General features: G+C 73.7%; 10 protein-coding genes. 5 read left to right on the top strand and 5 right to left on the bottom strand.

Annotated features, from left to right (window positions below):
* A complete protein-coding gene (locus AAG589_RS05815; RefSeq protein WP_430566329.1) occupies positions 1–378 on the bottom strand; it encodes a YybH family protein in 378 nt (125 codons plus the stop codon).
* Between the two features lie 118 nt (positions 379–496).
* Between AAG589_RS05815 and AAG589_RS05810 the strand changes: the two genes are divergently transcribed.
* Together AAG589_RS05810 and AAG589_RS05805 are read left to right on the top strand one after the other, a co-directional pair.
* Positions 497–2,356, top strand: coding sequence for an FAD-dependent oxidoreductase (locus AAG589_RS05810; RefSeq protein WP_430566328.1), 1,860 nt, complete (start codon positions 497–499; stop codon positions 2,354–2,356).
* A gap of 127 nt (positions 2,357–2,483) precedes the next feature.
* On the top strand, positions 2,484–3,272 hold the full coding sequence (locus AAG589_RS05805) for an ABC transporter ATP-binding protein (RefSeq protein WP_430566327.1): 789 nt from the start codon (positions 2,484–2,486) through the stop codon (positions 3,270–3,272).
* 295 nt (positions 3,273–3,567) lie between these two features.
* Here the strand turns inward: AAG589_RS05805 and AAG589_RS05800 are convergent, their stop codons facing one another.
* Positions 3,568–5,055, bottom strand: a complete 1,488-nt coding sequence (locus AAG589_RS05800; protein WP_430566326.1) for a helix-turn-helix domain-containing protein — start codon at positions 5,053–5,055, stop codon at positions 3,568–3,570.
* Positions 5,056–5,185: 130 nt separating this feature from the next.
* Here AAG589_RS05800 and AAG589_RS05795 point away from each other — a divergent pair, with 130 nt between their 5' ends.
* Entirely contained in the window at positions 5,186–7,105 is a 1,920-nt protein-coding gene (locus AAG589_RS05795) for a phosphoenolpyruvate carboxykinase (GTP) (RefSeq protein WP_430566325.1), read from the top strand.
* Positions 7,106–7,301: 196 nt separating this feature from the next.
* Here the strand turns inward: AAG589_RS05795 and trpS are convergent, their stop codons facing one another.
* Positions 7,302–8,411 (bottom strand): tryptophan--tRNA ligase, encoded by a 1,110-nt coding sequence (trpS, locus tag AAG589_RS05790; RefSeq protein WP_430566324.1) that lies wholly within the window; start codon positions 8,409–8,411, stop codon positions 7,302–7,304.
* Between the two features lie 213 nt (positions 8,412–8,624).
* Between trpS and AAG589_RS05785 the strand changes: the two genes are divergently transcribed.
* Positions 8,625–9,827, top strand: a complete 1,203-nt coding sequence (locus tag AAG589_RS05785; RefSeq protein WP_430566323.1) for a hypothetical protein — start codon at positions 8,625–8,627, stop codon at positions 9,825–9,827.
* Positions 9,828–9,846: 19 nt separating this feature from the next.
* Here AAG589_RS05785 and AAG589_RS05780 read toward each other — a convergent pair whose 3' ends face one another.
* Together AAG589_RS05780 and AAG589_RS05775 are read right to left on the bottom strand one after the other, a co-directional pair.
* On the bottom strand, positions 9,847–10,893 hold the full coding sequence (locus tag AAG589_RS05780) for a proline racemase family protein (RefSeq protein ID WP_430566322.1): 1,047 nt from the start codon (positions 10,891–10,893) through the stop codon (positions 9,847–9,849).
* Positions 10,880–11,992 carry an alcohol dehydrogenase family protein gene (locus AAG589_RS05775; RefSeq protein ID WP_430566321.1) on the bottom strand — a complete coding sequence of 371 codons (1,113 nt, stop codon included), beginning with the start codon at positions 11,990–11,992 and terminating at the stop codon, positions 10,880–10,882. The genes AAG589_RS05780 and AAG589_RS05775 overlap by 14 nt, the downstream gene beginning before the upstream one ends.
* 121 nt (positions 11,993–12,113) lie before the next feature.
* Between AAG589_RS05775 and AAG589_RS05770 the strand changes: the two genes are divergently transcribed.
* The gene (locus AAG589_RS05770) at positions 12,114–12,620 is read left to right on the top strand and encodes a tRNA (cytidine(34)-2'-O)-methyltransferase (RefSeq protein ID WP_430566320.1); all 507 of its coding nucleotides are present in this window, start codon (positions 12,114–12,116) and stop codon (positions 12,618–12,620) included.

Below are 12,620 nucleotides of genomic sequence, written 5' to 3'. Positions count from 1 at the left end.
TCACGTCGCGGTCCAGGCCCTCCCCGGCCAGTACGCCCACTCCTCGAAGTCCGCCACGCGACCGTCGCCGGCGAAGCGCAGCACCCACAGGTCCCGGTACTCCTGCACGTCCGGGGCGGTGTAGCGCACCTCGAGCCGGACGACGGCGACGTCGCCCTCGACCGCGAGCGGCTCGGCCGTCATTGTGAACGTCGCTCCCTCGTCGACGGTCCAGAAGCCGCGGATCGCGTCGTGACCCACGAGCTCCTCGGGGTCGTAGGGCGAGCGCGCGTACCGCGCGTCGGGCGTGAACAGCCGCGCCACGGCGTCGGCGTCGCCGGCGCGCCAGGCCGCCTCGTACCCGTCGACCCACCGCCGCACCGTCTCCCGCTCCACCATCCGTGCAGTATCGCCGCCGTCGGCCACCCTCGCCCGTGCGGAACGTCGCTGCAGGTGGGGGCCGGTTCTCGCTACGGTGCGGGGCGTCGTACCCCTCACGCTCAGGAGCTGATCGCCGATGACCCACGACTCCCCCGTGCCCGAGACCCGACCCGTGACCGCTGAGCCCGAGAGCCCTGTCCTCGAGACCGACGTCCTCGTCGTCGGGACCGGGCCCGCGGGCGCGTCCGCCGCCCTCTTCCTCGCGACCTACGGCACGCGCGTCATGGTGGTGACCAAGTACGGACGCCTCGCCGACAGCCCCCGCGCGCACATCACCAACCAGCGCACGATGGAGGCGCTGCGCGACATGGGCCTCGAGGACGCGCTGCTGCGCGAGGCGACGCCGTGGGACCAGATGGGCAACACGACGTTCTGCACGAGCCTGGCCGGCGAGGAGCTCGGGCGGATCCCCTCCTGGGGCACCGACACCGCGCGCCGTGCCCGGTACGAGCTGCAGAGCCCGTGCCCGATGGTCGACGCCCCGCAGACGATCACCGAGCCGATCCTCGTGCAGGCGGCGCAGGAGCGCGGCGCCACGGTGCGCTTCGACACCGAGTACCTGGGCCACGTGCAGGACGCCGACGGCGTCACCACGACCGTCCGCGACCGGCTGACGGGCGCCACGTACCGGGTGCGCTCGCGCTACCTGGTGGGCGCCGACGGCGCACGGAGCCGCGTGGCGGAGGACCTCGACCTGCCCTACGAGGGCCCCGGCGCGGTGGGCGGGTCGTTGAGCATCGTGTTCGAGGCGGACCTCTCGCGCTTCGTGGCCCACCGTCCGGCGGTCCTCTACTGGATGCTGCAGCCCGGCGCGGAGCGCGAGGGCGTGGGGCTCGGCGTGCTGCGCATGATCAAGCCCTGGAACGAGTGGATGGTCATGTGGGGCTATGAGGTCGCGGCGGGGCCTCCGGAGCTCACCGACGAGTTCGTGCGCGAGCTCGCCGTGAACCTCGTGGGCACCGACGACTTCGAGATGCGCGTGAAGTCCGCGTCGCCGTGGACGGTGAACCACCACTACGCCACGACCCTGGCGAGGGGGCGCGTCTTCTGCGTGGGCGACGCCGTCCACCGGCACCCCCCGACGAACGGCCTGGGCTCGAACACGTCGATCCAGGACTCCTACAACCTGGCGTGGAAGCTCGCGCACGTCGTCGCCGGGACGGCGGACCCGGCGCTGCTGGACTCCTACGACGCCGAGCGGGCGCCGGTCGCGAAGCAGATCGTCGAGCGGGCCAACCGGAGCATCGCCGACACCGGCCGCATCCTGGCCGCGCTGGAGCTCGAGGACACGAGCGACCCGGCGCGGCTCGAGGCCCAGCTGGAGCTCCGCAAGGCGCCGGGCGCCGACGGCGAGCGGGTGCGCACCGCCCTGCGCGAGGCGATCGCGTCCAAGCAGTACGAGTTCGACGCCCACGGTGTCGAGCACAACCACCGCTACGCGTCGGGCGCGGTCGTTCCGGACGGCACCCCCGAGCCGGAGTACACGCTCGACCCCGAGCTGTACGCCCAGCCCACCACCTGGCCCGGCGCCAAGCTCCCCCACACCTGGGTCACGGTCGACGGCGTCCGGACGTCGACGCTCGACCTCGTGGGGCGGGGGCGGTTCGCCGTCGTCACCGGGATCGGGGGCGAGGCGTGGGTCGACGCGGCACGAGAGCTCGGCGCGGAGCTCGGGCTCGACCTCACGACGGTCGCGATCGGCCCCGGCCGGCCCGTCGAGGACCCGTACGGCACGTGGGCGGACCTGCGGGAGATCGAGGACTCCGGGGTGCTCCTCGTCCGCCCGGACCTGCACGTCGCCGCCCGCCGGCCGAGCGCGCCCGGCACGGCGGCCGAGGCGCGGGAGTGGCTCGCGGAGGCGCTGTCCGCCGTCCTCGGCCGCAGCCCCGCCGCGCCGTCCGCGGAGCCCGCCGGGGCGGTGCTGGCCGGCGTCTGACGGTGACGCGGGCGGTCCCGGCGTCCTCGGTCGTCGAGGGCGCCGGGAACCGCGGGGTACGGTCGTTCGTCGGACTAGCGGGCCGGCCCCGTCGTCCGCCCCTCGCACACACGAAGGTGACACCAGCATGAGCTCGACCTCCCCCGCCCCGATCCTGCGCGCACAGGGCCTCGTCGTCGGCTACGGCGGCCCCGCCGTCCTGGACGGCATCGACCTCGAGCTGGTGCAGGGCGCGGCCCCGGTCGGCGTCGTCGGCGAGTCGGGGGCGGGCAAGTCGACGCTGGTGCAGGCACTGCTCGGCCAGATCAAGCCGCGATGGGGCACGGTCACCTACCAGGGGCGCACCGCGTCCAAGCTCGGGCTCCGGGACAAGCGCAGGTTCCGCGGCGCCGTGCGCACCGTGGCGCAGAACGGGCTCGGCACCGACCCGACGTGGAGCGTGGAGCGGACCGTCAAGGGTGCGCTCGCCGACGCGCGCAAGGCCGGTCGCGCGAACGGGCGCGACGTCGCGGACCTCCTCGACGATGTCATGCTCGAGCCGCACGTCGCCGGGCGGCGCGTCGCGACGCTGTCCGGCGGCGAGAAGCAGCGGCTCGCGCTCGCCCTCGCGCTGACCACCCGCCCCGACGCGCTGCTGCTCGACGAGCCGCTCACCGCCGTCGACCCGGCCATGCGCGGCGAGATCGTGCGCCGCCTCACCGACGCCACGCGCGCAGAGGGCACGGCCGTGCTGCTGGTCTCGCACGACGTCGAGCTGGTCGCCCGGCTGTGCCAGACCGTGCACGTGCTCGCCGACGGCGCGTTCGTCGCGTCCGGCCCGATGAGCGACCTCCTCGCCGCCACCGGCGACGACGCGCACCCGGCCGTCCGCGGCCTCGCGGAGGCGGCTCCCCTGGCGGCGCAGCGCTTCCGCTGACGGGCTCTCCCCGGTGATTGAGCCTGTCGTGGCGCGTCACCGGGTTTCGACAAGCTCAACCAGCGGCTCCGGTGATTGAGCCTGTCGAAATCCAGTGACCGAGGTCTCGGCACGCTCAGTCAGCGGCTCCGGTGATTGAGCCTGTCGAAATCCAGTGACCGAGGTCTCGGCACGCTCAGTCAGCGGCTCCGGTGATTGAGCCTGTCGAAATCCAGTGACCGAGGTTTCGACAGGCTCAACCCGCGGCTCCGGTGATTGAGCCTGTCGAAATCCAGTGACCGAGGTTTCGACAGGCTCAACCCGCGGCGGGGGCGCTCGGGGCGTGGCGCTGCAGGAAGGCGAAGACGTCGGTGTCGTCGACGCCGGGGAACGCGCCCCGCGGCAGAGCCGCGAGCACCTGCTGGTGCATGCGGGCGCTGGGCCAGGCGACGCCGTCCCACCGCTCGGCGAGGTCGGCCGGCGGACGCTGGCAGCACGCGGGGTCGGGGCACGTGGAGGCGTGCCGCACCTGCGTGTCGCGGCCCCGGAACCACTTCGCGTGCGCGTACGGCACGCCCACGGTGATGGAGAACTGCCGCCCGTCGGCCCCCGTGCCGGTCTGCACCGAGTCCCAGAACGTGCCCGCCGGCGTGTCCGTGTACTGGTAGGACTCGGTGGCCCGGTCGCGACGCGTGAACGCCTCGCGGCCCGCCCACCACCGGCACACGAGCTGGCCCTCGATGGCGCCCGTCACGTCCTGCGGCAGCGGGAGGCCGTCGTTGGCGTAGCCGCGGAACAGCGCGCCGTCGTCGCCCACGCGCAGGAAGTGCAGCGGGATGCCGAGGTGCACCGTGGCGAGGTTGGTCAGGCGCATGGCGGCGGCCTCGTGCGTGACGCCGAACGCGTCGCGGAAGTCCTCGACCGCCAGGTCCTTCTCCCGCTTGCGCCGCTGCAGGAACTCGACGGCCACCGACTGCGGGATGAGGCAGCTCGCGGCGAAGTAGGTGATCTCCACCCGCTGCCGCAGGAACTCCGCATAGCTGCGGGGGCGCTCGTGCCCCAGGACCCGGTGGGCGATGGCCTGGAGGGCGAGCGAGCGCAGCCCGTGGCCGCCCGGGATGGACGCCGGCGGCAGGTAGATGCGGCCGTTCTCGAGGTCGGTCACCGACCGGGCCGACCGGGGCAGGTCGTCGACGTGCAGGATGGTCAGCCCCAGCTGCTCGGCCATGCGCGCCACCGTGCGGTGCGTGAGTGCGCCCGCCCCGGCGTATCCCGCGCGCTTGGTCAGCTCCTCGCCGAGGGCCTCGATCTGCGGGAAGTAGTTGTCCCGCGCCTGCCGCTCGTGCCGGAGCTCCGTGTTGGCGCGGCGGGCCTCCTCCGGGGTGGCGATCGCCTCCTCCTCGCGCCGCGACAGCTCGGCGTGCAGGCCGACGAGCTGCTCGAGCACCGGCATCGGCAGCTTCTGGCTCGGCCGCACCGACGGCAGGCCGAGCGCGCCGAACAGCGGGCCGCGCTGCGCGCGCTCGAGGGCGATCTCGAGCTCCGCGCGGCGCGACGGCGGCTCGTCGGCGAGCAGGTCCGGCACGGCCACGCCGACGGCGTCGGCGATCGAGCGCAGCAGCGACAGCCGCGGCTCGCGCCGCCCGTTCTCGATCAGGGAGAGCAGGCTCGGAGCGGAGCCCACCCGCTCCCCCAGCGCCTCGAGGGTGAGCCCGCGCGACGTCCGCGCATGGCGGATGCGGCGCCCGAGGGTGATGAGGTCCGGGGAGTCCGCCGCTGCCGCGGCGCCGTCCTTCGCAGCCATGGTTTGACGTTACGTGAAGATCGTCGAATCTTCACGGGTGAAGTGGTGGAAAGTTCGATCCGGCGCGGGAGACGCTGGAGACAGCCCACCCGGCAGCGCTCGCCGGGCCCGCCGACGGACGGAGCACCCGATGACCTTCACCGCGAACCCGCGCCGCACGCGACTCGCGATCGCCGAGCTCGCGCCCGACACCCTGGCCCTCGACGAGCGGCCCGGCGGCGCGACGCGCACCGCCGCCCCGGCGTCCCCGGACCCGCGGGCGTGGGTGCGCCAGGTCGCCGCGCTGACCCAGCCGGACGAGATCGTCTGGTGCGACGGCTCGGCCGAGGAGAAGCAGCGCCTGCTCGACGGCATGGTGGAGGCCGGCACGCTGATCCGGCTCGACGAGGCCAAGCGCCCGAACTCCTACCTCGCCCGCTCGGACCCGTCCGACGTCGCCCGCGTGGAGTCCCGCACCTTCATCTGCTCGGAGCGCGAGGAGGACGCCGGCCCGACCAACAACTGGCGCGCCCCCGCCGAGATGCGCCGGACCCTGACGGGGCCGGACGGCGTCTTCGCCGGCTCCATGCGCGGCCGCACGATGTACGTGGTGCCGTTCTCCATGGGGCCTGTGGGCGGCCCGATCTCGCAGGTGGGCGTCGAGATCACCGACTCGCCGTACGTCGTCGTGTCCATGCACGTGATGACGCGCGTCTCCGCCGCCGTCCTCGACCTGATCGACGACGGCCAGCAGTGGGTGCCGGCCGTGCACTCGGTCGGCGCTCCGCTCGCGGACGGCGAGGCCGACGTCCCGTGGCCGTGCAACGACACGAAGTACATCGTCCACTACCCCGAGACGCGCGAGATCTGGTCGTACGGCTCGGGCTACGGCGGCAACGCGCTGCTCGGCAAGAAGTGCTTCGCGCTGCGCATCGCGTCGGCGATGGCGCGCGACGAGGGCTGGCTCGCCGAGCACATGCTGCTCATCCGCGTCACCTCGCCGGAGCAGCGGCAGTACCACCTGGCCGCCGCGTTCCCGAGCGCCTGCGGCAAGACCAACCTCGCCATGCTGCGCCCGACCATCCCCGGCTGGACGGTCGAGACGCTGGGCGACGACATCGTCTGGATGCGCCCCGGCCCGGACGGCCGGCTGCGCGCCATCAACCCCGAGGCGGGCTTCTTCGGCGTCGCGCCGGGGACCGGCGTCGAGACCAACCCCACCGCGGTGGAGACCTTCACTCACGACGCGATCTTCACGAACGTGGCGCTCACCGACGACGGCGACGTGTGGTGGGAGGGGCTGACGGCCGAGCCGCCCGCGCACCTGATCGACTGGCGGGGGAACGACTGGACGCCCGACTCCGACACCCCGGCCGCGCACCCGAACTCCCGGTTCACGGTGTCGGCGGCGCAGTGCCCGTCCATCGCGGACACGTGGGAGGACCCGGCCGGCGTGCCCGTCGACGCGATCGTCTTCGGCGGCCGCCGCGCCACCAACGTGCCGCTCGTGACCCAGGCGACCAGCTGGGACCACGGCGTCTTCATGGGCGCCACGATCAGCTCCGAGCGCACGGCCGCGGCCGAGGGCACGGTCGGCGAGCTGCGCCGCGACCCGTTCGCGATGATGCCGTTCTGCGGCTACAACATGGCCGACCACTGGTCGCACTGGCTCGCGGTGGGCAAGGGCCTCGACGCCGACAAGCGCCCCAAGGTGTTCCAGGTGAACTGGTTCCGCAAGGACGCCGACGGCGGCTTCCTCTGGCCCGGGTTCGGGGAGAACTCTCGCGTGGTCGAGTGGATCGTCACCCAGCTCGACCGGGCGCGCGGCCTGCGCACCGATGCCGGCGCGGTGCACTCCCCCGTCGGCCTGCTGCCCGCGCCGGGGGCGTTGAACACCCACGGCCTCGACCTGTCCGACGACGACCTCGCCGCCCTCTTCGACGTCCCCGCCGAGGCGTGGCTCGCCGAGACGGCCCTGACCGGCGAGTTCTTCGACACGTTCGGCGACCGGGTGCCCGACCAGCTCTGGGCGCAGCTCGCCCTGCTGCGCGAGCGCCTCTCGGCGAAGTAGTTCCGGGTCCCGCGAGGTAGTTCGAAGAACCGCGAGGTAGTTCAGGAAGCCGCGAGGTAGTTCAGGAAGCCGCGAGGTAGTTCAGGAAGCCGCGAGGTAGTTCGCTGACCGCCTGGAGGAGGGTTCTCCTCGGTGCGATGCGAACTACCTCGCGGATTTTCGAACTACCTCGCGAGGGTCTGAACTACCTCGGCGCTCAGCCGTAGACCGTGCCCATGAGCTCGCGGACGTCGGCCAGGGTGCGGTCGGCGACGGCGTTCGCGCGGGCGTTGCCACGGGCCAGGACGTCGCGGACGACTGCGGGACCGTCGGCCGCCAGCGCGGCGCGGCGCTCGCGCAGCGGCCGCAGGCCCTCGACGACGGCGTCGGTGACGACCGCCTTGAGGCGCCCGGCGCCGGCGTCCCCCACCGAGGACGCGAGGTCCTCCGGCGTCGTGCCGCCGAAGTGCGCGCCGATGCGCAGCAGGTTCGCCACCTCGGGCCGCCCGTCCGGGTCGTAGTCGATGTGCCGCTCGGAGTCGGTGCGGGCGCGGCGGAAGAACCGCACCGTCTCGTCCGCGGACGCCCTCAGCTCGAGCGCGTTGCCGCGCGACTTGCTCATCTTGGCGCCGTCGTTCCCGAGCACGGTGAGCGACGGGGTGAGCAGGGCCTCGGGCTCCGGGAAGTACGGGCTCGCGGCGGCGTAGCGCTGGTTGAAGCGGCGCGCCACGGTCCGCGTCGTCTCCAGGTGCGGCAGCTGGTCCAACCCCACCGGCACGAGGTTGCCGTGGCAGAACAGGATGTCCGCGGCCTGGTGCACCGGGTAGGTGAACAGCAGCCCGGACATGCCGCGCCCCTGGCGCCGCTCGGCGTCGGCGGCCTCCGCCTTGACGGTGGGGTTGCGCTCCAGCTCGGCCACGCTCACCAGCGACAGGAACGGCAGCAGCAGCTGGTTCAGCGCCGGCACCGCCGAGTGCGTGAACACCGTGGACCGGGCCGGGTCGATGCCCGCGGCGAGGTAGTCGAGCACCACCTCGCGCACGACCGCAGGCAGGTCGCCCGCGTCGTCGCGGTCGGTGATGACCTGGTAGTCGGCGACGACGAGGACGACGTCGACGCCGGCGTCCTGCAGGCGCACCCGGCTGTCGAGCGTGGCGAGCAGGTGGCCCAGGTGCAGCGCGCCGGTCGGCCGGTCGCCGGTGAGGACGCGGAAGCGGGCCGGGTCGCGCGCGATCTCGGCATCGATCTCGGCGGACCTGGCCTGCACGACGGCGGCGCTCGCGGTGGGGCCAGGGGTGGGGGCGGTCAGGACGGTCGGTGCGGTCATCGGGTCGGCTCCTCAGGGGTCGCCGCCCGTCGGTCCGGTCCGGACACGGAGGCGTCCCGGCTGCGACGGGCAGCTCGGGACGGGGACGTGGGCGCGTCGGGTCAGGGCTGCGGAAGCAGCCACCACCAGCACGCGCGCGTCGTCATGCCGCCACCCTACGCCCGGCGGCCCGCAGCAGGTCGGTGCTCCGGGCGACACGGCAGAATGTGGGCCGTGATCCGCTGCCTGTTCGCCCTGTCCCTCGGCACGCTCGCGGCGTCGGTCCTCGGCGACGCACTCACCGGCGCACCGTTCTACCGCACGCTGTTCTTCGTCTCGATCACGGCGGCGAGCGTCGGCCTGACGCTCGTGCTCATCGGGAGCGCCGCGGGGTCGGCGGTCGGCGCCCCGCCGAAGAAGGTCGCGCAGGCCAAGGCGGAGGGCCGCACCACGCTCGCCCGGGTGACGGGCATCAGGGCCACCGGGTCGAGCGTCAACGACCAGCCCGTGTGCGAGATCGAGCTGCTGGTGGTGCCCCGACAGGGTCGCGGCCCGTACCGCACCACCCTGCGACGGATCGTCAACCTCGCCCGGCTGCCGTCGATGCAGCCCGGCGCGGTGCTCGTCGTGACGCAGCTCGACGCCGACCGCCCTGAGGTCGCGATCGACGACGCTCCCGACCCCGACTGGGTGCGCCGCGCCGCGGACGACCGGCAGGTCCGCGAGGTGGCGACCGCGGAGCCCTGGGAGGCACCGCGCCGCGGGCGCTCGGCCAACGGCATCCTGCACATCCCGTTCGTCGTCTTCCCCGTGCTGGCCGTGGTCGGCTTCGGCGTTGCCCTGTACCCGGCGTGGGACGAGGTGGGCCGCCTGGTCCAGACGCGGTCGATCGACGCCGTCCGCGCCGAGCACGACGCCGCCGCGGCCGCCGAGACCTCGATGTTCACGCCGGGCAACCTGGCGCCGGCGGTGGACGCCCTCCTGGCGCTGTCGGGCCCCGACGTCGTCCAGGTGTACGTCTACGACCAGCACGTGAGCGTCACCGCGCCGACGTCGCACGGCGCGACGACCACGGACGAGTGGGAGTTCGCCGACGGCGAGGCTACCCACACCGGCCCGTCGCTCATCCAGCCGGAGCCCGAGGACGTGTCGCGGGGGCTCTTCGACGCCTCCGCGCTCGACTGGGCCGCCTTCCCCGCGCTGCACGACGAGACGGAGCGGCTCACCGGCATCGACGACGCCGACGACCCGTCGTTCTTCGTCGAGCGGCAGGTGATCACGGGCGAGAAGCCCAGCGCGCCCCTCGTGCGCACGTACGTCGAGGACGCCTACCACGACGGGTCGGTGGACTACTCCGTCGACGGCGAGGTCGTGGACATGTGGGGCGGGGCACCCAGCTCCGAGGCGGCCGCCGCCGAGGAGCAGGACGGGGCTTGAGCGCCCCGGTCGTCGTCCGTCATGCCGGGGGCGTGAGCAGCGGCTCCAGGTCCGAGGCGTCCACCAGCGGGTCGTCGAGGTCCACCGTGAGCTGCGAGCGCGCCATCACCCGCGCCGCACCCGTGATGGCGGAACGCAGGGCGGGATAGTCGCCCACCCGGGTGCGTTCCAGCACCGTGCCGACGAACCGGCTGCCGCGCGGCGAGACCGTCTCCAGCGACTCGCCCTCGCGGATCTCCCCGCGCCGGGCCATGAGGGCGAGGCGCGCCGACGTGCCCGTGCCGGTGGGGCTGCGGCAGAGCACGCCGGGGTGCACGTAGGTCGCGGACGGCGACTCCCAGCGGCCGTCGCCGACCTGACGCACCGGCCCCATGAAGTGCGCGAACGGCAGCGGCCCGACGGCGCCCAGGTCGGGGTGCTCCTCGCGCAGGCCGGGCCGGGCCGCGCGCACGAAGGCGTCGCCGAACGCGGTCAGCGCGACCTGCTCCGTCGCGCCGAGGCTGAACCCGTACCGCGACGCGTCCACCAGGGCGTAGTACGCGCCGCTCCACACCAGGTCGAACAGCACGTCGCCGTGGTAAGGCACCTCGACGCTCAGGGCCTCGTCGGCGACGTACGCCGGCTCGCCCTCCGTCGTGATGGACACGACGCGGCCGTCGACCACCCGGGCGCTCACGCGGGCCAGGCCGGCGGGCGACTCCAGCGTCACGTCCTGCAGCCCGTCGCCCTCGCGCAGCGGGATGGCCCCGCTCTGCAGCAGTGCGGTGGCCGTGCAGATGGTGTTGGAGCCCGAGTACAGCGGGTACCCCATCGCCTCCATGATCACGTAGCCGGCCTGCGCCCGAGGATGGCTCGGCTCCACGATGAGGTCCACCGACATCGCCGGGTCGCCGTAGGGCTCGGAGAGCAGCAGGCGGCGCAGCCCGTCGCCCTGCCGCTGGAGGTAGCGCGCCTTCTCCAGCACGGTGGCCCCGGGCAGCGGCTCGACGCCGGACATCACGACCCGGCTGACGTCCCCGCCGGACTGCGCGTCGATCAGCTCGAGGGTGCGCTCACGGCTGCGCATACGGTGCCCCCACGCGGTCCCAGTGCCGGTCGGGCACGACGACGAGCTTCCCGACGTACTGCTTGGCCAGGAACGCCCGCTGCGCCTCGCGCAGCTCGGAGAGCCGGAACGTGCGGTCCAGGAGCGGGCGGACCTCACCGTCGGAGACGTACCGCACCAGCCGCCGGAACGCGGTGCGCGTGCCCTGCGACGAGCCGTGCAGCTCGAGCTGCTTGAGGTACATGGTGCGCAGGTCGAGCTGCACGACCGGCCCGCCGATGGCGCCCGCCGTGGTGTACCGGCCCTCGGGCCGCAGGATGCGGAGCAGGTCGTTGAACATCGGGCCGGCGACCAGGTCTGCGACGACGTCCACCGGACCGTCCACCACGCGCGCCACCTCGGCGACGAGGTCGCCGGCGTCGCGCAGCACGACGTCCTGCGCGCCGATCTCCCGCAGCGCGTCCTCCTTGCCGGCGCTCGTCACCGCGTACGGGACGGCGCCGCGCACCCGCGCCAGCTGGACGATCGCGGAGCCCACCCCGCCGGACGCGCCCGTCACGAGCACCCGCTCCCCCGCGGACAGCCGCGCCCGGTCGAGCATCTGCTCCGCGGTGAGGTAGGCGCAGCAGAAGGTCGCGAGCTCCGCGTCGGCGAGGTCCGCGGTGATCTCGTAGGCGTTCTCCGCCGGCACCGTCACGTACTCCGCGTAGCCGCCGTCGCGCCCGTGGCCGATGTAGTCGATGTCCGCCAGGCTGTCGTCGCCCTCGGGCCGGTGGTACAGCGAGAAGTCGACCATAACGCGCTCCCCGACCCGGTCGGCGGGCACGCCGTCGCCGACCGCGGCGACGACGCCGACCGTGTCCGCGCCCTGGATGCGGGGGAAGGTGAGCGTGGGACTGCCGCGTCTCCAGGAGGAGACCGACGCCGGATCGGTCTCGGTGCCGTACGCGCCCTCGCGGACCCACACGTCCGTGTTGTTCATGCCGCAGGCGTGCACGTCGATCAGCACCTCGCCCGGCGCGGGCACGGGCGTGGGCACGTCGTCGCGGTACACCAGCCGGTCGAGGCCTCCGTGGCCGACGAGCTGGACCGCCTTCATCACCGCCGGAATCTCCGCCATCACGTGAGCCTAGGGGCGACACCCCCGCCGCGTCAGGGGGTGCGGCGAGGTGTCACCCGCCCGTCACGCGAGCGCAACACGTGCGTGAGAGCGACTCCGCGTCCGGTGGGAGAATCGGCCCGTGCCCGACCAGCAGCTCCCCTCCGACCAGCAGCCGTCCCCGTTCGCCCACGTCGTCTACTACGAGCCGCGGATCCCCGGGAACACGGGCTCCGCGATCCGGCTCGCCGCCGTGACCGGCGCGCGCCTGCACCTCGTGGAGCCGCTGGGCTTCGACCTGTCGGAGGCGAAGCTCAAGCGCGCCGGACTGGACTACCACGACCTGGCCGTCATGGACGTGCACCCGACGTTCGACGCCGCGCTCGACGCTCTGCCGGACGCCCGAGTCTTCGCCTTCACCGCGCACGCCACGACCACGTACACCGACGTCGCCTACCGCCCCGGCGACGTCCTGCTCTTCGGCCCCGAGCCGACCGGCCTGCCCGAGGAGGCGATGGACCACCCGCGCGTCACCGACCGCGTGAAGATCCCCATGCTGCCCGGACGCCGGTCGCTCAACCTCACCAACGCCGCGTCCATCGTCGTGTACGAGGCGTGGCGACAGGCGGGGTTCTCCGGCGCCTCCTGA

Source organism: Isoptericola sp. F-RaC21 (assembly GCF_038593535.1).
Taxonomy (GTDB): domain Bacteria; phylum Actinomycetota; class Actinomycetes; order Actinomycetales; family Cellulomonadaceae; genus Isoptericola.
The sequence above is the reverse complement of the archived record's forward strand: the minus strand, read 5'-3'. Positions and strand labels throughout refer to the sequence as shown.

Coding starts and splice junctions, on each gene's coding strand:
- AAG589_RS05815 (WP_430566329.1), bottom strand. CDS start 378: ATGGTGGAGCGGGAGACGGTGCGGCGGTGGGTCGACGGGTACGAGGCG.
- AAG589_RS05810 (WP_430566328.1), top strand. CDS start 497: ATGACCCACGACTCCCCCGTGCCCGAGACCCGACCCGTGACCGCTGAG.
- AAG589_RS05805 (WP_430566327.1), top strand. CDS start 2,484: ATGAGCTCGACCTCCCCCGCCCCGATCCTGCGCGCACAGGGCCTCGTC.
- AAG589_RS05800 (WP_430566326.1), bottom strand. CDS start 5,055: ATGGCTGCGAAGGACGGCGCCGCGGCAGCGGCGGACTCCCCGGACCTC.
- AAG589_RS05795 (WP_430566325.1), top strand. CDS start 5,186: ATGACCTTCACCGCGAACCCGCGCCGCACGCGACTCGCGATCGCCGAG.
- trpS (WP_430566324.1), bottom strand. CDS start 8,411: ATGACCGCACCGACCGTCCTGACCGCCCCCACCCCTGGCCCCACCGCG.
- AAG589_RS05780 (WP_430566322.1), bottom strand. CDS start 10,893: ATGCGCAGCCGTGAGCGCACCCTCGAGCTGATCGACGCGCAGTCCGGC.
- AAG589_RS05775 (WP_430566321.1), bottom strand. CDS start 11,992: ATGGCGGAGATTCCGGCGGTGATGAAGGCGGTCCAGCTCGTCGGCCAC.